This is a genomic window from Thermostichus sp. MS-CIW-37 (assembly GCF_054060065.1).
Map to the genome: position 1 here is coordinate 40,948 of NZ_JBSSCV010000019.1, position 22,997 is coordinate 63,944.

Genomic DNA, 22,997 nt, shown 5'->3' on the forward strand with positions numbered 1-22,997 from the left:
CCTCCAAGTCATCCCAGAGATTTTCAGCCTTTGACTGGCAAGAACCGGGTAAGGTTCCCCCCCGGCGGTCCGATTGAGGTCAACTTTGTTGGATGAGGGTTTGCCTCAATCAAGACCTCTTTTAGGTTTAGGTTTCAGCAAGGTAGCAGATGGACGGGATTTTTCTGTAATTCGTTACACAGTATTGCCAGATCCCGCTTGCAGAGCCCTAGAGGGTTGGATTGCTGGGAATGGGGTTCCCCCGTTTGGTGCAAATGGATACGCAAATGTCTGTAGAGATGAGCAAGAATGGTGGCAGGGTTTCGTCAACCCTTAGGTGCTGCTCCTCTTTAGGGTTGGACTTGAACTCGGTCGGGATTGAGCTTGAATTGGTTTGTGTCTAAATGGTTCTAAGGGATGCTGGATTTTTCTGGAAAAATTCGCCATATAAGGGGAAATCCTTTTCCTTTGCTGTAGCGGTGACAAGGATCCCAGGAGCATGGCGCGATTGTTAGAAGTATGGCGGCTGGAAACGCGGTTCTATACCCAGGATGGAGTGGTGAAGGCCGTCAACGGTTCCAGCTTTCACGTGGACGAGGGGGAAACTCTGGGCATTGTGGGGGAATCGGGATCCGGCAAAAGTGTCACCATGCTCTCGGTGATGCGGCTGATCCCAACACCGCCGGGCAAAATTGTGGGGGGCGAGGTGCTGTTTGCCGGCCAAGACCTGCTCAAGCTGAAAGAATCGGAAATGCGGCGCATCCGGGGCAACCAGATCGCCATGATCTTTCAAGACCCCATGACCTCCTTGAACCCTGTCTTGCGAGTGGGCCAACAAATTGCCGAGGCTCTGCAGTTGCACCTGGGCATGACTCCTGCCCAAGCACGGCAGCGGACTATTGAACTGTTACAAATGGTTGGGATCCCGGCAGCAGCCGAGCGGGTGGATCACTATCCCCACCAATTCTCCGGGGGGATGCGGCAGCGGGTGATGATTGCCATGGGCCTGTCCTGCCGCCCAAAGCTGTTGATTGCCGATGAGCCCACCACCGCCTTGGATGTGACGATCCAAGCCCAGATTGTGGAGTTGATCAAAGCCTTGCGCGAGGAGATCGGCATGGCGATTATCTGGATTACCCATGATTTGGCCTTTTTGGCGGGCCTGGCCGACCGGATCTTGGTTATGTACGCCGGCCAGATTGTGGAAGAAGCTCCGTTGCACCAGCTTTACAAAAATCCCCGTCATCCCTACACCATCGGCCTGCTGCAGAGCATCCCCCGCCTGGATGAGCGCCGCCGCGAAAAGCTGCAGCCCATTGAGGGCATGCCCCCGGATTTGGTCAACTATCCCAAGGGTTGTCCGTTTGCGGCCCGTTGTCGCTTCGTCATCGACCGCTGCTGGAGCGAAAATCCAGAGCTGGAGTCCGTTGGATCCCAGCATGCGGTGGCTTGCTGGGTAAAGCCGGAAGGAAAAGCCCATCTGCGGTCAGTGGTCGGTGTCGGCGGGGACGGTGAATCGCTGGAGAGGACGGCCCATGGTTGACCCCCCTTCTTTCCCGGCCAGCGCCTCTGTCGATGCTTGCCCACCTGAGACCGGCCAAGCCACCTTGGTGCGCGTCGAAAACCTAAAAGTGCATTTTCCCATTCGGCGGGGGCTAATCCTGCAACGACAGGTGGGATCCGTCAAGGCGGTGGATGGGGTGAGTTTTGCGGTGCGGCGGGGAGAAACCCTGGGGCTGGTGGGAGAATCGGGCTGTGGCAAGAGCACCCTTGGGCGAGCCATTTTGCAGTTATATCGGCCCACCGCCGGGAACGTGTATTTTGGGGGTGTCGATCTGACCCAGCTCAGCCCGGAAGAGCTGCGCCGCATGCGGCAACGCATGCAGATGGTGTTTCAGGATCCCTATGCCGCTCTGAATCCCCGCCAGACGGTGGGGGCAATTGTGGGGGAGCCCCTGACAGTCTTTAGGGTGGCCGGGGGCAAAGCGCAGCAGGAGCGGGTCAGGGAGCTGCTGGAGGTGGTCGGCCTCAATGCCAACTTTGTCAACCGCTATCCCCACGAGTTTTCGGGCGGGCAACGGCAGCGGATTGTCATTGCCCGTGCCTTGGCTTTGAAGCCGGATTTTATTGTCTGTGATGAGCCGATCTCGGCTTTGGACGTGTCGATTCAGGCCCAGGTGATTAACTTGCTGCAGTCTTTGCAAGAGCAGTTCGGCCTCACCTATCTGTTCATCGCCCATGACCTGAGCGTGGTGCGCCACATTTCCGACCGGGTGGCGGTGATGTACTTGGGCAAGGTGGTGGAGCTGGCGGATCGCGACGAGATTTACCAAAATCCTCTCCATCCCTATACCCAGGCACTGCTCTCGGCAGTTCCCATTCCCGACCCGGAAGTGGAAGCCAGGCGCAAGCGGATCATCCTCAAGGGCGATGTGCCTAGCCCGGTCAACCCGCCCAAAGGATGCAACTTCCACACCCGCTGCCCTTGGGTAACAGAGGCGTGCCGTCAAGATCCACCCCCGGCCTTTCGCGAGGTGAGCGCGGGGCATTTTGTGGCTTGTCACCGGGTGCCGTAGGCAGCCCTCAGGGGATCCCGGCCACGCCGGTTTGGCGGGCAGCCTGGATCACTGCCGCGGCCACCTGGGGAACCACCCGCCCGTCGAAGACCGAGGGGATGATCCAGTGGCGATCCAACTCTTCGGCAGGGATCAAGGCAGCAATGGCTTGAGCGGCAGCCACACACATCTCGGTGTTGATCTGCTTGGCGCGGCAGTCGAGGGCGCCGCGAAACACGCCCGGAAAGGCCAGCACGTTGTTGATTTGGTTGGGGTAGTCGCTGCGGCCCGTGGCCATCACTGCCACCCGATTGCCCACCAGCTCCGGCTGGATCTCGGGCACCGGGTTGGCCAGGGCAAAGACGATGGGATCCGGTGCCATTTTTTCTACCATCTCCACTGTCAGGGCATTGGCCACGCTCACCCCAATAAACACATCCGCTCCCACCAAGGCTTCCGCCAGGGATCCCTTCTCCTCGACGGCAATGGCCGCCTTCTCGGGGGTGAGATCGGAACGGGAGCGGCTGAGGATCCCTTGGCGGTCGCAGACCAGGATGTGGGCTGCCCCGGCCCGCCGCAGCAGTTGCGTCACGGCAATGCCGGCTGCCCCGGCCCCGTTGAGGACAATGCGCACCTCGTCTAGGCTCTTTTTCACCACTTTCAGGGCATTCAGCAGCGCCGCCAGCACCACAATGGCGGTGCCGTGCTGATCGTCGTGAAACACCGGCAGGTTGAGGCGAGCTTTGAGCTGCGATTCGATGGCAAAGCAGCGAGGGGCGCTGATGTCTTCCAGGTTAAAGCCGCCAAATCCCGGCGCCAGGCGCACCACCGTCTCTACAATTTCCCCCACCTCCTGAGTGGCCAGGCACAGAGGAAAGGCATCGATATCGGCAAAGCGCTTGAACAGCGCCGCCTTCCCCTCCATCACCGGCAAAGCTGCCTCCGGGCCGACATTCCCCAAGCCCAGCACCGCACTGCCATCGGTTACAATGCCTACACTGTTGCCCTTGATGGTGTACTCATAGACCGCGGCGGGGTTGGCAGCAATTTCTAGGGAAACCCGCCCCACCCCCGGCGTGTAGGCCATGGCCAGATCGGCGGCGCTCTCCAGGGGGCTTTTGGCCACCACCTGCAGCTTTCCCCCGCGGTGCAGCTCAAAGGTGCGGTCCACCGCCCGCTCCACCTTCACATTGGCCAAGGAGGCAACGGCGGCGTAAATTTGCTGAGCATGCTCGCTGCTGACGGCATCCACCGCGATCTCCCGTACCGTCTCCGCAGGGGATTGGTGGATGAGATCGATCTGGCTGAGGCTGCCTCCCACTTCCGCAATGGCCTGGGTGACGCGGGCTAGGGCTCCCGGCTGGTTGAGCAGGCGAATGCGCAGGGCAATGCTATAGCTAGAGCTGGGGGTAAGTTTTGTCATAGCTCCCTATGGTAGACGAAAAATCCGCTTCCGACTTGCACACCCTGGCCAACTGGCTGGAGGGCTACTACAGCAACCGCACCCAGGCGATGGCAGAGCCGGTGTGGTTTGTGCCGGTCAGCCTTTGGTACGTGCGCCTTCCCCACCTGTTCTCGGAGGGGATCGGCTTTTTTACCGAGCAATTTAACCAGCACACGCCGGGCCAGTTTTATCGCAGCCGGGTGCTCCAGGTATTGGGGGATCCCTTGCGGATCGAGAACTACAAATTGCGGGATCAAGCAGCTTGGGCAGGTGCCTCTCAGGATCCGCAGCGCTTGGCGCAGCTCTCCTTGGCCGACCTGGAGCATTTGCCCGGTTGTCGCATTTTGGTGGAAAAGCGCCCAGACTGCTACCACGGCGAAATGCTGCCAGGCGGAGAATGTCGTCTGAACCCCGGGGATAGCACCTATATCCACATCGAGTTCGACCTCACCCCCAGCGAATTCATCACCTGGGATCGGGGCTTTGACGCCGCCACTGGCCAACAAACCTGGGGATCCCGCGCCGGACCCTACCGCTACCAAAAAGGGATCCCACCGGCCTCTTCCCCTCGCCCTTGGGGAGAGAGGGACAGGGGGTGAGGGCCAGAAAACAGTCAGGGGAACAAAAAAGGCAACAGATCTCGAAATCCTTTGCGCAGCCTGAGCAAAAAGATCAGCCGTTCCACCTCGGGGGAGACGGATCCGGTTTTGGGCCGAGCTGCCAAGGCTTCCTGGAGTTCTAGAGCTTCGTCGGCGGTGAGGGGCTGATTATCGACCGGAGAGCGAGCCCGCAAATCTGGCTGCGCCCGCAGCACCTCTTCCGGGATCTCATCGGCAGGGGGCAGTGCCCAAGCTTCCGGCCAAAGCAGCAGCAGACCCGCGCAGCAGCCCAGTCCTGCACTCCAGAGCCGTTGGCCCATCCGACCGGTTCTCCTAGCGTTGTCCACTGAACTCCACCCCTTGAAGGGATCCCTCCCAACCTTTCCCAACCCCTCGACCTGTTGCTGGGGGAAAGGGGGGGATCCCTTTAGCTGGCCATGGCTTCCGAGCGCTCTTGGATCACCCGATCCACGATGCCGTAAGCCTGAGCTTCCGTGGCCGAGAGGTAAAAGTCTCGCTCCACATCCCGCTCGATTTTCTCCAGCGGTTGGCCGGTGGTTTGCGCCAAGATCTCGTTCATGCGTCGTTTGACCCGCAGCGTTTCGCGGGCGCGAATTTCAATGTCGCTGGCTTGGCCTTGGATCGTGCCCAGGGAAGGTTGGTGAAGCATGATACGGGAGTGGGGCAGGGCAAACCGTTTTCCCTTAGTGCCGGCAGCCAACAAAAAGGCTCCCATTGAAGCTGCTTGGCCCACGCAAACCGTAACGATATCTGGCTTGATGTGGTTCATGGTGTCGTAGATGGCCATGCCCGCCGTCACAGAGCCACCGGGAGAATTGATGTACATCACAATGTCCTTTTGCGGATCCTGCGAGTTGAGGTAGAGCATCACCCCCACGATGGTATTGGCCAAGCTATCGTCAATGGGCTCGCCGATAAACAAAATCCGCTCTTGGTACAGGCGATCGTCAAGGCTAATCCACTGGCTATAGGGCTCGCCGGGCAAACGGTAGGGAACCCGAGGCACTCCAATCGGCATAAGTTTCTCCTGGCAGAGTATGAAACACAGAACGACGCGCTTGTAAGATATCTTCCGCGCTCAAATCCAGCTGGGGCAAAACCGAGGAAACAATGCGTCCAGATCCAGTTTTGACCTCGCCTTCGTATTCTCCGCCAACCCAGCGCACCGCGGAAACGGACTGCTTGGCTGGATCCACAATCCAGTATTCCGGGATCCCACGGGCAGCGTAATCTTTGCGCTTGTCTTGATAATCGTGTTTTTCATTGTCTACTCCGGGGGAAACGACTTCCACCACCAACAGCGGCAGGGGCATGTGCAGGCAAGGATTCCGCAACCGTTTCCCAGCAAGCTCACATAGCGGGATGCAAAGCCATCACCTCTGGATTGCGCAACCGAGCCTTGGCTGCGGGCACTTCGACCTCAACTTGGCCCAAGCTCAGGCGTTGGATGGGCAAAAACTTGGGCAATTCCGCAACCAGAAACAGCTCAATGAGGGTGTTCATACGCTCCTCGGCTTCCCGAATGGACCCGTCTTCAGGTTCAACCCGTCCTTCATAAAGCCCGTCCGTGAGGCGTAGGTACTCCCCCACCGTCAAAGGCTGTACGGGAACTTGAACCATCGACGGATCCCTCTGCTTCAGTTTTTGGCTGCTGCCAACTTCGGCACGCCTTTGGAACTGGTCAGCACCTGATCGATGAGGCCGTAGGCTTTGGCTTCCTCTGGTGTCATGAAAAATAGCCGCTCCGTGTCCTTCTTGATGCGCTCCATAGGCTGGCCCGTGCTGCGGGACAGTTGCTCCAGCATCATGTTGCGCAAAGTCAGAATCTCGCGGGTGCGAATTTCGATGTCGCTGGCCTGTCCACGGGTGCCCCCATAGGGCTGGTGGAGCACGATCGTGGCATTGGGCAGACTGGCCCGAAATCCTTTGGCTCCTGCTGCCAATAACATGGCCGCCATCCCAATGGCATTGCCGATGCAGATAGTATGCACAGGCGGCTTGATGTAGTTCATGGTGTCCAGAATGGCAAAGGCCGCTGTGTCGTAGTTATAGGTGCCCGTCGAGTTGATGTACATCTTGATCGGCTTTTCCCGATCCTCGTACTGCAGATACAGCAGTTGCTCGATGATCAGCTTGGTGACGTTGGCATTCGACTCCTCTGCAAGGGGCAAGCCCAGGTAGACAATGCGCTCCTGCAGCAGCAGCGAAGCCAAATCTGGGGGTGGGGTACGAACCGGAGCGCCGCCATAGTAGTAGTAGGTCGATTGCACCATGCCAGAGATCTCCTACGCCTGGGTCTGTTCAACTGAAAAACAACACTTGAGGACCACAAGGGATCCGCAGCATCCCAACGGATCCCTTGCAGTCTGAGGACCTCTCAAAGCCAGCTTTACTCCGCCCCTTGAGGCAAGAGAACCCGCTCCGGCTCCGTGACCAGCACCTTGGGCTTGCGCTCCTCATCCACATCGATGAGCACCTCCGATCCCTCCCGGACATGCCCAGTCAGGATCTCTTCCGCCAGGATGTCTTCCAGCAGGCGTTGGATGGCGCGGCGCAGCGGGCGTGCCCCGTAGCTGGGGTTATACCCCTCCTCCACCACCAAGTCTTTGAAGCGGTCGCTGACCGTAAGGCGGATTTTCTTCTCCGTCATGCGGTCAAACACTTCCTTGAGCAGGATGTCGGCAATCTGCTTCACCTCATCCTTGGTCAGTTGCCGGAAGACGATGATCTCGTCCACGCGGTTGAGGAACTCCGGACGGAAGTACTGCTTCAGCTCCTCATTCACCAGGTTGCGGATGCGGTTGTAGTTGGCATCCTCGTCGTTGGTGTTGAACTCAAAGCCGAGGCTGCCACCACCCTTCTCGATCACCTTCGAGCCGATGTTAGAGGTCATCACGATCAGGGTGTTCTTGAAGTCCACCGTGCGGCCTTTGGCATCGGTCAGGCGGCCATCCTCCAGGATTTGCAGCAATAGGTTAAACACATCCGGGTGCGCCTTCTCGATCTCATCGAAAAGCACCACCGTGTAGGGGCGACGCCGCACCGCTTCTGTGAGCTGACCCCCCTCGTTGTAGCCCACATAGCCCGGCGGGGATCCAATCAGCTTGCTGACCGTGTGCCGCTCCATGTATTCCGACATGTCGAGGCGGATCATGGCCGACTCGGAGCCGAAGAAGTAAGCTGCCAAAGCCTTGGTCAGCTCGGTTTTGCCCACCCCTGTTGGGCCGGAGAAGATGAAGCTGGCGATGGGGCGGTTGGGATTTTTCAGCCCCACCCGAGCGCGGCGGATGGCCCGGGAGATGGCCCGCACCGCTTCGTCTTGGCCGATGATGCGCTGGTGCAGGGTTTCTTCCATGTTCAGCAGCTTCACTGACTCGCTCTCGGTCAGCTTGGCCACCGGCACCCCCGTCCAGGCGCTGACCACTTGGGCCACGTCCTCTTCGGTTACTTCGGGCATCTCGCTGCGGCTGCTTTCTTCCGCCTTCTTAGCAGCGGCAATGGCGCGGATCTGCTGCTTGATCTCCATCTCCCGATCCCGCAGCTCACCAGCCTTGTCGAAGTTCTGGGCCCGCACCGCAGCGTCTTTCTCCTTGAGCACTCGCCGCAACTCTTGATCCAGCTCCCGGGCCGCCGGGGGCAGTTGAGAGTTGATCAGGCGCACCCGCGAAGCAGCCTCGTCGATCAAATCGATGGCCTTATCTGGCAAGAAGCGGTCGGAGATGTACTGGTCGGCCAGCTTGGCGGCTGCATCCAAGGCGGCATCGGAGATCTTCAGCTTGTGGTGCTGCTCGTAGCGCTCCCGCAGGCCAAACAGGATCTCGATGGTCTCGGAGACTGTCGGCTCGCCTACCATAATGGGCTGGAAGCGACGCTCCAGGGCGGCATCCCGTTCGATGTGCTTGCGGTACTCATCCAGGGTGGTGGCGCCGATGCACTGCAGCTCGCCGCGGGCCAAAGCAGGCTTGAGGATGTTGGCGGCATCAATCGCCCCTTCCGCAGCCCCGGCCCCGATCAGGGTATGTACCTCGTCGATGACCAGGATGATGTTGCCGGCATTGCGGATCTCATCCATGATTTTCTTGAGGCGCTCTTCAAACTCGCCGCGGTACTTGGTGCCGGCCACCAGCAAGCCAATATCCAGGCTGATCACCCGCTTGTCGGCCAAAATATCCGGCACATCCCCCTGCACAATGCGCTGGGCCAAGCCTTCGGCAATGGCAGTTTTGCCCACCCCTGGCTCGCCAATGAGGACGGGGTTGTTCTTGGTGCGGCGGCCCAGGATCTGGATCACCCGCTCGATCTCCCGCGTCCGACCGACCACCGGATCCAGCTTGCCCTCCTGGGCCAGTTGGGTGAGGTTGGAGCCGAATTCGTCCAGGGTGGGCGTTTTGGTGCGGCTGGAGGATCCCCCCCCTGCCGTCACTTCGGCAGTCTCGCCCAACATGCGGATCACCTGGGTGCGCACCTTGGACAGATCCACCCCCAGGTTTTCCAAGACGCGGGCCGCTACTCCCTCCCCTTCTCGGATCAGGCCCAGGAGCAGGTGCTCAGTGCCAATGTAGTTGTGGCCGAGCTGGCGGGCCTCTTCTAGGGAGAGTTCCAGCACTCGCTTGGCGCGGGGAGTGAAAGGGATCTCGACGGCCACAAAACCGGATCCCCGACCGATAATTTTCTCGACTTCAATGCGGGCGTCCTTCAAGTTCACTCCCATGGACTTGAGAACTTTGGCGGCGACCCCAGTGCCCTCGCCGATTAACCCCAACAAAATTTGCTCGGTGCCAACGAAATTGTGACCTAACCGTCTGGCTTCTTCTTGGGCCAGCATGATCACCTTGATGGCTTTTTCTGTAAAGCGTTCAAACATGATCCTCGGGCTCCCTACGCCTGCATCAAGGCGGACTTGATAGGGGTAATCCTAGCACAAGTTCTGGCGAAACCAAGGGACGGTAAATACCCCAGACGGAAGCTGTCTGGGGCCAAAACGCGCCTGGAGAGATTTGAACTCCCGACACCGTGGTCCGTAGCCACGTGCTCTAGTCCACTGAGCTACAGGCGCAAAAGGGGCGGGCCAACCACGGTTGACTGTCTGCCCATACTATCTGTCCATAGTTACTCAGATACTATCCAGTACTATCCAGAGACAGAGATGGACATCTATCAATGTGGCTTAGGCATTTTAGCACAAGAGCGTTCTTTGGAAAGTCCAGCGGGGGTGTAGATATCCGCCAGCGTTAACATTGCCCTTGCCAAGGTTGCCGGACTTCTCCCCCCACTTCGAGGCCGGCTTGGGAGCTGGTGGCCTTGATCACCGGCGTCCAGACTTGGCCGTTGCGCTGCCAAAGCTGTAGGTGCAGATGCCCTGCCAGGGTATCCCGACAGTTGCGCTGCATCCCTTCTGGGCCAGGGGCGAATACAGTTTGGCCAGGCCGCCGCGTGTGCCCTTCCAGCCGAATACACCAGAGGGCGCTCTCTCCCCGGATTCGCCAGGATCCCCAGGGATCCACTTGCCAAGTCAGATGAGCTTGCCCAGGCCGCCATTCCAAAAAGGGCTGGGATCCCCATCCATGCAAGCTGATCAGGGCCACTTCTTCGGGGCGGGTGAGCACCTGCCGCTCAGCTCCGGCACAGGTGAGGCTGAGACCGGGATGCTGGGGAAAGGCGTTGCACTGGATCCAAAACCAGCGGCGCGGAAAGTTTTGGCCCCAATTTTTTTCGGCGTAGGCGGGAGCCTGCTGAAATGCATAGCGCCTGCCTCTCCACTCCACCCAGCCGGTGGCCAAGCCATGGCTCATGAGGATCTGCCAGCCCGGCTCAAAGATGGGCAGATAAGACCAGGCTCCCATGGTGGCTCGGGGTGGGATCCCATAGGCAAAACGAGGCTGAATGCGGTAGAGCCAGCGAATAGGCTCAGAGCCCAAGGGATCCGGCAAAATCCCCTGATTGAGGTGGGCGGTGTATTGGTAGCCACTGGCGGTGCGCTGGAAGAAGGTGAAGGGATCCTGAAGGCCGCGACAGCCAGGGTCTGGGATCCCTGAGTGCCCCAAGGCCAGATGGGTTGAGCTGGCCCAAAAGCGGCGGGGATTGGGGAAGGTGCGCCAATGCAGCTCCTCCTCCGGCCCCAACACCTGAGCCATGCCCCCGCGCTTGGGATCGATGGCGTACATGAAGGCAAAGCTAATGGGCGGATCCCCGGGCAAGGTGACGCGGCTGTACCAGCCCTCAAAAAACCGCTCTGTGCAGCCATCCCAGTGATAGCCGGCATGGGGCAGGGATCCCCAATCTGTTGAGTTGTTTTGCCCAGAGCAAGCCGCCGTTGGAGGAAACGCCATTGAGACCTAAGCCATCGCAACAATGATAAACGGAAGTCTATGCTTACCAAAATAATAATTGTATTGTTTCTATATTTATTTGCCCTTAGGATATCAACCAAGCTGAGATTTAAGGATTTCTTGAGATTTCACGAAGGAAATCCGTGGGTCAGGCGACTTGAACCGGAAAGCTTCCATCTTGCCTTCACATATCCTTTCGATGAGGTGAGCATGACGTCACGTCGTAACTTTTTGCTGTCTGCGGGTGCGGCCACCGTGGGTGGACTCGTGAGTGGCAGCTTAGCACGGGCCAGCACAGGCTACTGGGTTGCCCAGGCCAGCGGCCCAGAAACCCCCAATCTCAGGTTAGGCTTTATACCGATTGTGGAGTCTGCCCCCCTGATCATCGCCAAGGAAAAGGGCTTTTTCGACAAGCACGGCATGACCGGTGTAGAGGTGTTAAAGCAGGCCAGTTGGCCGGCAGCCCGTGACAACGTGGTCATCGGCTCAGCGGGTGGGGGAATCGACGGTGGCCAGTGGCAGATGCCGATGCCTCACATGATCCACATTGGCGCCATCACCAACAATCAGCCGGTGCGCATGGCAGTTCTGTGTCAGTTGATCACCCAGGGGAACGGGATTGCCATTGCCGGAATGCATGCTGGCAAGGGTTTGGGGCTGGATATCTCGGGAGCCGCGGATTACATCAAAAACTTCAGCGCCAGCAACAAACGCAAATTCAAGGCCGCTCATACCTTCCCCAACGTCAATCAAGATTTTTGGATCCGTTACTGGTTTGCTGCTGGGGGGGTAGATCCGGATCAAGACATCGACCTGTTGGCGGTTCCCTCTGCCGAAACGGTGCAGGGAATGCGCAATGGCACCATGGATGCTTTTAGCACCGGGGATCCCTGGCCCTACCGGATTGTGGCCGATGGGATCGGGTTTATGGCGGCTCTTACTCAACAGATTTGGCCCTTTCACCCCGAAGAATACTTGGCCATTCGCGCCGACTGGGTGGAGCAAAACCCCAGAGCCACGCAAGCGGTTTTGATGGCGGTGATGGAAGCGCAGCAATGGTGCGACGATCCGGCCAACCGAGAAGAACTGACACGCATTCTCTCAGGGCGTGCCTACCTGAATGTGCCGGTTGAAGTTCTCACCCCTCCCTTTCAAGGCAACTACGAATTGGGAGACGGCAAGCCAGCTGTTCAAGATTTCAATGCCGGGCCCTTGTACTGGGAAGATGGCCGAGGCAGCGTCTCTTACCCCTATAAGAGCCATGACCTTTGGTTCCTGACGGAATCCTTGCGTTGGGGCTTCCACGCTCGCTTCCTTCCCGATCTGGATACTGCCCGTCGTCTGGTGGATGAAGTGAACCGTGAAGATCTCTGGCGTGAGGCCGCCCAGGCACTGGGGGTGAAGAACATCCCCAACAACACCTCGCGGGGAACAGAGCGTTTCTTTGACGGTGTGGTGTTTGACCCACAGGATCCGCAGGCTTACCTGAACAGCCTGAAAATCAAAAGGGTCTAGCTGAATAGCTTGATTGGGCCAAGTTCCTCACCTTCTTTCGCAGGAAGTCCATGGCTTACCGTTTCCTTGTTCGAATCTCTCGCGCGACAGGGATCCTGCCTACCTGTGGGATCCCACGAGGTCGAAAAAAGCTGTGCCGAGCTTTCTGCCCAAACGATGGAAAGTTGATGGATGCTATGAGCCTCGCACTTTTTGAATAACTTTGAATGCTATGTTGAGGATCGGCTATGTTGGCTCTACTTCACGTTCCGCGCGAACTCTTCAGGGATCCTCCTTTTGAGAGGCCGGCCCAGCCCCGCTGGGACAAGCTCATCCTTTCAATAGCCGTAGGAATCCTGAGTTTTCTGATTGTCGTGAGAGTTTTGTTGAGTTTGCAATCCCTGTGTTTGCCCATCCAACGAAAAGGCAAGGCCGATCCAAGCTCATGCTCTGTCTCCAACACGGTGTAGAACCCCTCGATCGGGGCGTTCCAAAAGCGCAACACCAGAGAACCTTGTAAAACCCTATCCTCTCCAGGAGCTATGACGACAACACTTTCTTCTCCGGCAAAATCTGCAACGGCGAAGTTCGATTTGGCGAAGTACCGAGATCAGATTCTCCCCCCTGTGGTGGGCATTGTTGGATTTCTGCTCATCTGGCAGATCTTGGCCAGTGCCAACCTAATTCGGCTGCCGGGGCCTTGGGATGTGTGGATGGACGAGCGCAGCCGATATCTGATCCTGCATCCTTTGTATCGCAACAGCGACCTCGACCAAGGGCTGCTGCGCCAAACCTTGGCCAGCCTACAAAGGGTGGCCATCGGCTATTGCAGTGCCGCTTTGGTGGGCATCACGTTGGGCATTTTGGTGGGAAGCAGTGTGTGGATCAACCGAGCTTTGGATCCCATTTTCCAATTTTTGCGCATGGTAGCTCCCTTGGCTTGGGTGCCCATATCTTTGGCTGCTTTGCAACGCAATGAGCCGGCTGCCCTGTTCGTTATTTTTATTACCTCAATTTGGCCCATTCTCATCAACACGGCTGTAGGGGTGAGACAGATCCCGGAAGACTACATCAACGTCTCCAAAGTGCTCAAGCTCTCCAAAGTGGACTTCTTTTTTAAGGTGTTGCTGCCCTCAGCCCTGCCCTACATGTTCACAGGTCTGCGCATCGGCATCGGCCTGTCTTGGCTGGCCATTATTGCCGCAGAGATTGTGATGTCGGGTGTGCCGGGGATCGGCTTTTTCATCTGGGATGCCTACCAGCAGAACTACGTTACGGAGATCATCGTTGCCGTCATCTACATCGGAGCGGTGGGATTGCTTTTGGATCGCCTGATGTCTGTTTTGCAAAACAAGATAGCCAACCAATGATGTGTTGGATGTGTTGTCAGTATGTGGTTGGTTTGAGGCTAGACGGGTGATAGGTTGGGAGGTTTTCTGTGTCTGTATTGGTCAGTGTGGAGCAGGTGGAAAAATCTTTTGCTCTGCCCGGAGGGCAGGAATACCTTGCTCTGAAAGGGATCGATCTGCAAATCCATCGAGGGGAGTTTGTCTCCTTAATCGGCCACTCCGGCTGTGGCAAATCCACCCTATTGAACATGGTGGCGGGGCTGTCTTTGCCTACGGGGGGGATCGTGGCTTTGGATGGGCATACCATCACCGCTCCCGGCCCCGATCGCATGGTGGTGTTTCAGCATTACTCGCTTTTGCCTTGGCTAACGGTTCGGCAAAACATTGCGCTGGCGGTGAATGCCGTTCTTAAAAAGCATTCTCCAGCCGAGCGTCAGCAGATCGTGGAAGAGCACATCGATCTGGTGGGTTTGCGCCACGCAGCAGATAAGCTCCCAGCCCAATTGTCCGGGGGTATGAAGCAGCGGGTGGCCATTGCCCGTGCCCTGGCTTTGCGGCCCAAAGTGTTGTTGTTGGATGAGCCATTTGGCGCTTTGGATGCGCTCACGCGCGGGAACTTGCAAGAGCAGTTAATGCGCATCTGTGAAGAACATCAGATGACCACTCTCATGGTCACCCACGATGTGGACGAAGCGGTTCTTCTGTCAGATCGTGTGGTCATGCTCACCAATGGGCCGGGATCCCGAATTGGGAACATTTTGACCATTGACATTCCTCGGCCCCGCCGTCGGCTGGATGTGGTCAACCATCCCAGCTACTACAGCTACCGCAGCGAGATCATCTACTTTTTGAACCAACAAAAACGCATCAAGCAATGGCGTGCTCGCCGAAGCACTGTGGTGGCCAGGCATGGCTTGGAAAAGATCAACTTGGAGATCGGCTTTGTGCCCCTCACTGCCTGCGCTCCGTTGGCTGTAGCTAAAGAAAAAGGGTTTTTTGCCAAACACGGCTTGGAAGAAGTGAATTTGGTGCGGGAAACCAGTTGGCGAGGGATCCAAGACGGCATTCAGGGAGGTTATCTGGATGCGGCCCAAATGCCCGCCGGTATGCCGGTGTGGATGTCCTTGGGTGGAGGGGATAACCCGCCTCAGCCGGTGGTTACGGCCCTCACCTTGACCCGCAACGGCAATGCTATCACCTTGCACAAGCGGTTCTATGAGCAAGGGATCCACACCCTCAGCCAGTTGAAGGCTTACATTCTGGATAGTCCCAGCCGTCGGCTTACCTTTGGGGTGGTGCATCCCAGCTCTATGCACAATTTGCTGTTGCGCTATTGGCTGGCAGCCGGCGGGATCCACCCGGATCACGATGTGGTGCTGAAAACGCTGCCCCCGGCTCAGATGGTGGCCAACCTAACAGCCGGCAACATCGATGGCTACTGTGTGGGAGAGCCCTGGAATTTGCGGGCAGCCTTAGAGGGCAGTGGCTTTACGGTGGCTACAGATCTGGAGATTTGGCTGGGCCATCCCGGCAAAGTGTTGGGGGTGCGAGAAGATTGGGCCAGAGCCTACCCCAACACCCACATTGCCTTGGTGAAAGCGCTGTTGGAAGCCTGCCGCTACTGTGAAGACCCGGCCCATCACGACGAGATTCGCGAGCTGCTCAGCCGCCGCGCCTACCTGAGCACCGACCCCTCCTACATTCATCTGGGGGATCCCCAGCGTCTGATCTGTGACTTGGACAGGCCGATGCGGGAATATGCCCACCACCGCTTCTTTCTGGGAGCCGGCAACCGTCCCAGCCGCACCGAGCATCTGTGGATGATGACCCAAATGGCCCGCTGGGGGGATCTGCCCTTCCCCCGCAACTGGGTGGAGATCGTGGAGCGGGTATGTCAGGTGGGGGTATTCAGTACGGCAGCCCGCGAGCTGGGACTGGATGTCTCCTACCAAAGGCAGCCCATTCAGTTGTTCGATGGGATCCCCTTTAATGGTGAGGATCCCCTGGCCTACCTCAACAGTTTGGCGATTAAGCACGATATTTATGTAGCCGAGGTTGCCTTAGATCGTCGTCCTGTGTTGCTCTAGATACCCACTTGGGCGCCCTTGCAAAAGCACATTCCCCGTTGTGAGAAAATCATGAGTTGGAGCACCCTACGATGACTGCCCTCTTGACAACCTCTACCCCAGCGAACGTAGCCGCAGAACCCTACCTAAGCCTTGAGAATGTCAGCAAGACCTACTCAACTCCCAAGGGGGATTATCCCGTCTTGCGAGATATCAACCTCAGTGTGAACGAGGGAGAGTTTGTCTGCTTGGTTGGGCATTCCGGCTGTGGCAAAACCACCCTGCTGAATATGGTTTCCGGATTTGCCCAGCCCACCAGTGGCTCGGTGAAGCTGAAAGGGCAGCCGATTACAGCTCCTGGCCCGGAGCGCATGGTAGTGTTTCAAGGGTATGCCCTGTTGCCTTGGCTCACGGTTTATGAAAATGTTTATTTGGCCGTTCGGTCGGTATTTCCCCAAAAGAGCCAGTCGGAAAAGCATCGAATTGTGGAAGAACATTTGGATTTGGTGGGGCTGGGGGAAGCCGCTCAGAAATATCCCTCGCAAATTTCGGGAGGGATGAAACAGCGGGTAGCCATTGCTCGTGCGTTGGCCATCCGTCCAGAAGTGCTGATTTTGGATGAACCCTTCGGGGCCTTGGATGCCATCACCAAAGAGGAGCTTCAAGAGGAGCTGTTGCGCATTTGGGATGAACATCGCTGCACGGTTTTGATGATTACCCACGACATTGATGAGGCGCTGTTTTTGGCCGACCGCCTGGTGCTGATGACCAATGGCCCTGCAGCCACCATCGGGCAGATCGTGACCATCCCCTTCCCGCGCCCTCGGGATCGCGAGCGGATTCTTGAAGATCCGCAGTACTACCGCCTGCGCAACTTGGTTCTCAGCTATCTCTACGGCCATGAAGCCAACCCAGAGGCGGCTTGCCGGTAAATCCAACCTGGAGCAGTTGACGGAGCGAGAGGGCGACAAGGCAACCCAAAACCCAAAAACCACACACCTTGGCCATCAGGTGCAGCCCCTGGTCAGGCGATCCGCAAACCTCTCTTGGAACTCGCACACAACGCCGTGCAACCGCTCGTCCAAAACGGCCAGCGTCTGGGATGCGATATATGCTGACCCGCCCCTCCAATTCTGAACCTGCAGCTCTAGTGAATGAGGCGGCGCACCGCCCGCAGCAGCTCCGCGGGGGGAGGAGAGTTGGGATCCCAGCGAATTTCCAACTCAGGTGAGTCTTTGAGCACTTGAGGAGGGCCGGGTGAGGTGTGCAGGATGGCCACACAGCGCAAATTGCCCCGGTCTCGACAAAACTCGTGCCAGAGAGGGATAGCCTCGGGATCCCGGCTGACCACCAGGTAGTGGGAGCAGGCTTCCAGGATCGGCTGCTTTTGCGGATCCACCTTGCCGCCCACATCCACAATCACCAAACTCTTTTGCCGGCGCAAAGCCAGAATGGCCTGGGCATGGAAGCTGAAAAATTCGGGGGTAAAAGAGCCCCGGTACTGGTGCTTGAGGATCTTCGCCTCTTCTGGTGGCAAGTCTAAAGTCCAATTGCCTTCCCCATCCCAATGGGCCCGTTGCAGATAAATATCGGGATGCTCCGGCAGCAGAGCTTCGAAGAGGGCGCGGGCAAGACGGCTTTTGCCACTGTCGGGGGGGCCCACCACCATCACTGCCGCTGCCAATTCTGTTCGCGTCAGCGGGCCGTAGGCCTTGCCCGGCCTTCCCTGCACCCAGGGGATGACCTGGCCCACCCGCACTTCGGGGGTATGGCTGGAGACCACCACCGCGCCCAAGCGTGGGTCATAACAGGCCACCCAACGGGTGAAGTGGCACTCATGCACCAGCCAGCCATACAGCCAAATGGGGGCCCGCCCCGTCAGAACCACCCCCAACTGGGCATTGATCCCGGCAGGCAGCTGAAGCTGAGCCAAATCCTCTGGAAAAACCAGGCGATCCGGTCGGGTCAGCTCAATTTCGATGACCTGAAAAGACAGTTCCGAAGAATGGGATCTTCGAGGGTCCAAGGACTCCGTCCCGCTGGCGCGAGCGGCCAGACAGCCGGAAAGCAAATGCAGTGCCACAGCAGCCATGGGCAGATTTGACGAGACAGGTTGACTTCAGTATGGAAAAGATTGGAAGTGGGGGATTCCAAATCGTGGCAGAGTGGTCAGGCTCTCGTTTGCGCCTTACTTCAAAAAAATCCCTGGCCTGGAGTGCCATCAACTGGTTGACCTAAGAACCGAGGGAACTGTCGGATGAGCGGATTTGAGCTGCCTTTGACGGTAGAGGTGTTGCGCTGGCTGGCCGGCGGGCAGTTGGCGGAGCGCCTGGAGCGGGCCATGCGCCTGTGGGTACTGCTCCACTGCCTCTATGGCGAAAACCGCTGGCCAGACCTGCCGGAAACCTTTGGCTACACCCACATCCGGGATCGCTTGCTCTCACCACGGCACCCCAAGCAGGATCTGGCACAAGGGATCCCTTCACCCTGTCCTGATGTTGACTGCATTTGCTGGAAACCCTTGAGGTTTTGGCTGAAGGATCCCAACCTATTGGCCGCCTTAAAAGCAGAAGTTCCCGATCTGGAAACGCTGCTAGCTGCCCGACCCTTTCACAAGACCCATCGCACACTGCGCAAAGAGCTGGATTACCTGGCCGCCCGGGGTTGGCTGCAACAAATTCAGGCCAACTCTAGGCGGAGAGATAATTTTCGCTGCCGTGCGCCGGGGGATCGTCCCCAACTGCCCGTATCTTCATCGGCTTTGACCTTATCGGGCCATCAACTGGAACAGATCTATCACATCCTCAGCGATGTGGCCTTTGTACATCCAGATGTGCAGGTTTTGCTGGATGAAATCTGGGCCAACCAAAGGACTCCGTCCCGCTGGCGCGAAAGGACTCCGTCCCGCTGGCGCGATCAGCACTCGCAGCGGCGGCTTTTTGTCTGGTTTGAGTACATCCTCTCGGACGAACAGCAAGAACGGGTGGACGAATATCAAAACCAGCTGGAAGCCTTTTGGGCCAACCCAGAAGCAGGGGTGATCGGTTTTGACTACGCCACCCGCCAACATGGGATCCGGCGTATTCTCACCTATCCGGTCTGCCTGTTTTATGCCCGCCGCGCCAAGTATCTGGCAGCCTTTGGCCAGCTCCCCACCCCCGAGGGATCCCTGGGCTGGCACAATTTTCGGCTGGATCGGATCCAGTCTGAGCGCCTGGCGGTGATTCCCTGGGACGCTCCTTCCATTCCGCCAGAGCTGGCAACCCGCAAACGGCAGAGGAAGCTGCCCAGCCCAGAGGAAGTCCAAGCAGCATGGGAAGAAGCCTGGGGATCCGATTTTTACCTGCCCAAGGCATTGTTGATCCTTCGATTTTCCCCGGAGTTTGCCCGTCGCTATGTGGAAAGCACAGTGCGACATCCCACCTTCCAGCCCATTGCCTACGAGCGGATCCCGGCTTTGGTGCAGCAGGCAGTGGCGGATGTGCGGGAACGCCAACAGATTTTGAACATTCTCCGGCAAAGGCCAACCAGCGACCGGTACTTCCGCGCCTGGGTGCGGGTGGGAGATACCAATTTCACCATGCGTTTGCGCGACTGGCGGCCCAACGGCGAGGTGATCGCGCCACTGGCCTACCGGGAACAGATGGCTCGGGAAGCCCAGGCAGAGCTGCAGTTTTATCGCCCCGACCTGAAGCTTTCTTGACCTTCCTGCCCATGACCACCCTCTACCTAACCGAGCCGGGGACTGTGGTTCACTGCCAAAACCAAACCCTGCTCATTCGCCGCCGTGGTCAAGAGCAGCTTTGCCGCCTTGCGGAGGTGGAGCTGGTGGTGGTGTTGCCCGGGATCCAATTGACCAGCGCAGCTTTGGCCCAACTGCTGGATCGAGGCATCGAAACCATTTTTTTGCGTGCGGATGGCGGTTTTCGCGGTCGCCTGCAGGGATCCTTCTCCACCAACTCTGAGATCCGTCTGGCCCAGTATCAGCGGGCCTACTCCCCCTGGGGGCTGAGGTGGGCCAAGGTGATTGTGCGCGGCAAGATTCGCAACCAACGGGCAATTCTACAACTGCACAACCGGGCTACCCGCGGCCAAATTGCCCCCTTACAGGAGGGTATTGATGTTATCGCCGCCTACCTGCAACAGTTGGATCGCTCCACCACTCCTCCGGATCGAGAAGCGCTGATGGGCCTGGAGGGCATTTGCGCCCGCACCTACTACCAATCCCTGCAACATTGCTTTCCGCCTGAGTGGAACTTCACTGGCCGCAACCGACAGCCGCCGCTCGACCCGATCAACGCTCTGCTCAGTTGGGGCTACGGGGTGCTGCTGGCCCGCGTGTTCTCGGCAGTGGTGATGGCCGGGTTGGATCCCTATCTCGGCTTTTTCCACGCCAACTTGCCCTACCGCCCCAACCTGGTGCTGGACATGATGGAGGAGTTTCGACCCTTGGTGGTGGATTGGGCTGTGCTCCAGCTTGTCAAGGCTGGCCTGCTCACGCCGGAAGACTTTGAGCCGTCGCCGGATGGGACAGGCATATGGCTGGGATCCCTGGCCAAAAAACTGTTTTTGGGAGAGCTGGAACGCCGCTTCCGCGAGCCATTGCTCTATCCTCCCCAATCTCGCCGCCTGCCCCTCAGTCAAATTGTGCTGGAGCAAGCCCGCCGGCTGAGCCGTTGCCTGGTGAGCGGTGACCTAGACTATGAGCCCATAGAGCTGCGCTGATGCTGTGGTTGGTTTGCTACGACGTGGTGGACGATAAGCGGCGACAACAGTTGGCCAAGCAGTTGGAACAGTGTTGCCAGCGGGTGCAATACTCCGTGTTCGAATGCCCACTGGACACTGCAGAGTTGGAAAACAAGCTGGAACAGTCGTGGTTGCCCCTGCTGAATCTCAAGGAAGACAGTCTGCGGGCCTACCCTTTGGATGCCGCGGCCAAGAAGCAGGCCAAAGTCTTCGGGGGGCCTCCCCCCTATGAGCCGCCGGACTACCTGATCTTCTGAGGCTCTTCACCGGGCCGAAATTGTAAAGTTTTGTGCGCGATCTGTCGGGGCGAGCCATCACCAGCCTGACTCTGCCGGCACAAGATTTTAAGGGAAACTTTAGATCTTTTGCCCCGATTGGCCCAAAAACGTGACACAATGGCCGTAGCAAGCTCAATTTCCCCGCTTGCGCTTGGCCGCGAGGATAATGTTAATATCTGTGTCGAGGAATCTCCGTACTCCCTCGCGAACGCACCTTGAAAACCTCATGAATTCAGGCTTTTCCGAGGGTAGGGTTGATCCCTACCTTTTCCCCGCAAGGGGACGGAAACTTCCCACTCGCAAGAGTGGTACTCGGAAAGCACCCAGAAGTTGATCCCTACCTTTTCCCCGCAAGGGGACGGAAACATCTCGTCAGTCTCGCGCAGACTGTTGGTCACAAGACGTGGTTGATCCCTACCTTTTCCCCGCAAGGGGACGGAAACGGCACGGTCAGTTGATCCAGTGCGCCAACCTCTTCGAGGTAGTTGATCCCTACCTTTTCCCCGCAAGGGGACGGAAACGAGATTAAATAAGCGTTTGTATTGTACTGGCTAATTAATCGTTGATCCCTACCTTTTCCCCGCAAGGGGACGGAAACTCGAGGCAGAAAGCCCCTTCACCCGAATGTTGAGACGAATGTTGATCCCTACCTTTTCCCCGCAAGGGGACGGAAACGGGAGGACTAGGTTTTAGATTTCGCAAGCCACTGCCCACTGTTGATCCCTACCTTTTCCCCGCAAGGGGACGGAAACGTCACCAAACCATGCACGATACCAAGTTTGGCTGCTAACGAGCCGTTGATCCCTACCTTTTCCCCGCAAGGGGACGGAAACAAGAGATCATCTTCCACGGACCAGAAGACAACACTGTTGATCCCTACCTTTTCCCCGCAAGGGGACGGAAACATGAGATGTAGAGCTCCCTTCTACGAGATATAAAACGTTGATCCCTACCTTTTCCCCGCAAGGGGACGGAAACCAAGAAACCACCCTCCCTTAGCTAAGTAAATCGTTCACTGTTGATCCCTACCTTTTCCCCGCAAGGGGACGGAAACTATATATATTAGAGGTACGGGCAGCGCTTCGTAAAGCGCAAGTTGATCCCTACCTTTTCCCCGCAAGGGGACGGAAACTGGCCCTAGAATGCCCAGGAAGGCCCCTGGAACACTCCGGGAGGTTGATCCCTACCTTTTCCCCGCAAGGGGACGGAAACAAGATGCGGACGGCTTCCCAGTCATCCTGCGCAAACTCAAGTTGATCCCTACCTTTTCCCCGCAAGGGGACGGAAACTTCGCCCTCTTCTTTTGTCGGTGAGTCAACATAGACATATGTTGATCCCTACCTTTTCCCTGCAAGGGGACGGAAACTCGGCGCCGTTCAGACCAGGTGGGCAATCGATGATTGTGATCTCGTTGATCCCTACCTTTTCCCCGCAAGGGGACGGAAACGGCACCTGGGTGCCTTTCTTTCCTGTCTAAGGGAGTTAAGAGTTGATCCCTACCTTTTCCCCGCAAGGGGACGGAAACAAGAGGTTTACTGGGTCTCCGTCGAAGTCACCGCCCATCGTTGATCCCTACCTTTTCCCCGCAAGGGGACGGAAACAGATACACAAGTTGCTGTTTGGTGTACTTAATTCTGTTGACGTTGATCCCTACCTTTTCCCCGCAAGGGGACGGAAACCTTCCTGCTTTCTTTCGAACTTGCGGAGCAGGCCCGCACGATCCAGTTGATCCCTACCTTTTCCCCGCAAGGGGACGGAAACTTCGCCTTGGCCCTAATCACCTCTTCCACTTGCGTGGTGTTGATCCCTACCTTTTCCCCGCAAGGGGACGGAAACGTCACCTGCTACGTTATTACGCTTACATACCTCTGCGTTGATCCCTACCTTTTCCCCGCAAGGGGACGGAAACCCCAGAATTTCTTCTGGGACCTCCCGCTCAGAATCTACGTTGATCCCTACCTTTTCCCCGCAAGGGGACGGAAACTAGAGAGAAGCGAGTAATGAGCAAAGAGAAGTGAGGTTGATCTCTACCTTCTCCCTGCAAGAGCATGCCTCTAACCCCCAAAACCCTGAACTTTGCTGAATTTACTGAGCTTTAGGCGGTTTGGCAAAAGTCATTGAGAGGGATATAGTAGAC

At 57.6% G+C, this 22,997-nt stretch carries 19 protein-coding genes, 1 tRNA gene and 1 CRISPR repeat array; of the genes, 10 read left to right on the forward strand and 10 right to left on the reverse strand.

What is annotated here, in order from left to right:
- Positions 1–478: 478 nt before the first annotated feature.
- Together ACVWYZ_RS09695 and ACVWYZ_RS09700 are read left to right on the forward strand one after the other, a co-directional pair.
- On the forward strand, positions 479–1,522 hold the full coding sequence (locus tag ACVWYZ_RS09695; RefSeq protein WP_457466919.1) for an ABC transporter ATP-binding protein: 1,044 nt from the start codon (positions 479–481) through the stop codon (positions 1,520–1,522).
- The gene (locus ACVWYZ_RS09700; protein ID WP_457466920.1) at positions 1,515–2,555 is read left to right on the forward strand and encodes an ABC transporter ATP-binding protein; all 1,041 of its coding nucleotides are present in this window, start codon (positions 1,515–1,517) and stop codon (positions 2,553–2,555) included. Before ACVWYZ_RS09695 ends, ACVWYZ_RS09700 begins: the two co-directional genes overlap by 8 nt.
- Before the next feature lie 7 nt (positions 2,556–2,562).
- Here the strand turns inward: ACVWYZ_RS09700 and ACVWYZ_RS09705 are convergent, their stop codons facing one another.
- On the reverse strand, positions 2,563–3,957 hold the full coding sequence (locus tag ACVWYZ_RS09705) for a malic enzyme-like NAD(P)-binding protein (protein ID WP_457466921.1): 1,395 nt from the start codon (positions 3,955–3,957) through the stop codon (positions 2,563–2,565).
- An 8-nt stretch (positions 3,958–3,965) separates the two neighbouring features.
- On the opposite strand from ACVWYZ_RS09705, the gene ACVWYZ_RS09710 reads away from it, so the two are divergent.
- Positions 3,966–4,577, forward strand: coding sequence for a chromophore lyase CpcT/CpeT (locus tag ACVWYZ_RS09710; protein WP_414400142.1), 612 nt, complete (start codon positions 3,966–3,968; stop codon positions 4,575–4,577).
- Positions 4,578–4,591: 14 nt separating this feature from the next.
- On the opposite strand, the gene ACVWYZ_RS09715 is transcribed toward ACVWYZ_RS09710, so the two are convergent.
- The 8 genes from ACVWYZ_RS09715 to ACVWYZ_RS09750 form a co-directional block, all read right to left on the reverse strand.
- Complete coding sequence (locus ACVWYZ_RS09715; RefSeq protein ID WP_457466922.1) at positions 4,592–4,897, reverse strand: hypothetical protein; 306 nt, start codon at positions 4,895–4,897, stop codon at positions 4,592–4,594.
- A gap of 107 nt (positions 4,898–5,004) precedes the next feature.
- Positions 5,005–5,616, reverse strand: coding sequence for an ATP-dependent Clp protease proteolytic subunit (locus tag ACVWYZ_RS09720; RefSeq protein ID WP_011432257.1), 612 nt, complete (start codon positions 5,614–5,616; stop codon positions 5,005–5,007).
- Positions 5,564–5,932 (reverse strand): Uma2 family endonuclease, encoded by a 369-nt coding sequence (locus tag ACVWYZ_RS09725; protein ID WP_414418422.1) that lies wholly within the window; start codon positions 5,930–5,932, stop codon positions 5,564–5,566. Before ACVWYZ_RS09725 ends, ACVWYZ_RS09720 begins: the two co-directional genes overlap by 53 nt.
- Positions 5,933–5,948: 16 nt before the next feature.
- Entirely contained in the window at positions 5,949–6,218 is a 270-nt protein-coding gene (locus tag ACVWYZ_RS09730; protein ID WP_414349572.1) for a hypothetical protein, read from the reverse strand.
- Positions 6,219–6,235: 17 nt separating this feature from the next.
- Positions 6,236–6,871, reverse strand: coding sequence for an ATP-dependent Clp protease proteolytic subunit (locus tag ACVWYZ_RS09735; protein ID WP_011432256.1), 636 nt, complete (start codon positions 6,869–6,871; stop codon positions 6,236–6,238).
- 116 nt (positions 6,872–6,987) lie between these two features.
- Entirely contained in the window at positions 6,988–9,462 is a 2,475-nt protein-coding gene (locus ACVWYZ_RS09740) for an ATP-dependent Clp protease ATP-binding subunit (protein WP_011432255.1), read from the reverse strand.
- 118 nt (positions 9,463–9,580) lie between these two features.
- Positions 9,581–9,654: transfer RNA gene (locus tag ACVWYZ_RS09745), tRNA-Arg, on the reverse strand.
- 175 nt (positions 9,655–9,829) lie between these two features.
- Positions 9,830–10,927, reverse strand: a complete 1,098-nt coding sequence (locus ACVWYZ_RS09750; protein WP_457439597.1) for a tocopherol cyclase family protein — start codon at positions 10,925–10,927, stop codon at positions 9,830–9,832.
- A 204-nt stretch (positions 10,928–11,131) separates the two neighbouring features.
- On the opposite strand from ACVWYZ_RS09750, the gene ACVWYZ_RS09755 reads away from it, so the two are divergent.
- The 4 genes from ACVWYZ_RS09755 (at position 11,132) to ACVWYZ_RS09770 (ending at position 16,768) form a co-directional block, all read left to right on the forward strand.
- Positions 11,132–12,442: a CmpA/NrtA family ABC transporter substrate-binding protein gene (locus ACVWYZ_RS09755; protein WP_457439599.1), complete on the forward strand. Its 1,311-nt coding sequence runs from the start codon at positions 11,132–11,134 to the stop codon at positions 12,440–12,442.
- Positions 12,443–12,963: 521 nt separating this feature from the next.
- Entirely contained in the window at positions 12,964–13,791 is an 828-nt protein-coding gene (gene ntrB / locus ACVWYZ_RS09760) for a nitrate ABC transporter permease (protein WP_011432252.1), read from the forward strand.
- 68 nt (positions 13,792–13,859) lie between these two features.
- On the forward strand, positions 13,860–15,857 hold the full coding sequence (locus ACVWYZ_RS09765) for a nitrate ABC transporter ATP-binding protein (RefSeq protein WP_457466923.1): 1,998 nt from the start codon (positions 13,860–13,862) through the stop codon (positions 15,855–15,857).
- 71 nt (positions 15,858–15,928) lie between these two features.
- Complete coding sequence (locus ACVWYZ_RS09770; protein ID WP_414374223.1) at positions 15,929–16,768, forward strand: nitrate ABC transporter ATP-binding protein; 840 nt, start codon at positions 15,929–15,931, stop codon at positions 16,766–16,768.
- A 215-nt stretch (positions 16,769–16,983) separates the two neighbouring features.
- Here ACVWYZ_RS09770 and crn3 read toward each other — a convergent pair whose 3' ends face one another.
- Positions 16,984–17,928 carry a CRISPR-associated ring nuclease Crn3/Csx3 gene (crn3, locus tag ACVWYZ_RS09775; protein WP_414419712.1) on the reverse strand — a complete coding sequence of 315 codons (945 nt, stop codon included), beginning with the start codon at positions 17,926–17,928 and terminating at the stop codon, positions 16,984–16,986.
- 165 nt (positions 17,929–18,093) lie between these two features.
- Between crn3 and ACVWYZ_RS09780 the strand changes: the two genes are divergently transcribed.
- From ACVWYZ_RS09780 to cas2, 3 genes are read left to right on the forward strand one after another with little or no spacing between them, the layout of a single operon-like run.
- A complete protein-coding gene (locus ACVWYZ_RS09780; RefSeq protein WP_457466924.1) occupies positions 18,094–19,539 on the forward strand; it encodes a TIGR03985 family CRISPR-associated protein in 1,446 nt (481 codons plus the stop codon).
- An 11-nt stretch (positions 19,540–19,550) separates the two neighbouring features.
- Positions 19,551–20,561 (forward strand): CRISPR-associated endonuclease Cas1, encoded by a 1,011-nt coding sequence (gene cas1 / locus ACVWYZ_RS09785; RefSeq protein ID WP_457466928.1) that lies wholly within the window; start codon positions 19,551–19,553, stop codon positions 20,559–20,561.
- Positions 20,561–20,839, forward strand: coding sequence for a CRISPR-associated endonuclease Cas2 (cas2, locus tag ACVWYZ_RS09790; RefSeq protein ID WP_414331218.1), 279 nt, complete (start codon positions 20,561–20,563; stop codon positions 20,837–20,839). Before cas1 ends, cas2 begins: the two co-directional genes overlap by 1 nt.
- A 274-nt stretch (positions 20,840–21,113) precedes the next feature.
- Positions 21,114–22,844: a CRISPR direct-repeat array (repeat unit 37 nt; unit sequence GTTGATCCCTACCTTTTCCCCGCAAGGGGACGGAAAC).
- Positions 22,845–22,997: the final 153 nt, after the last annotated feature.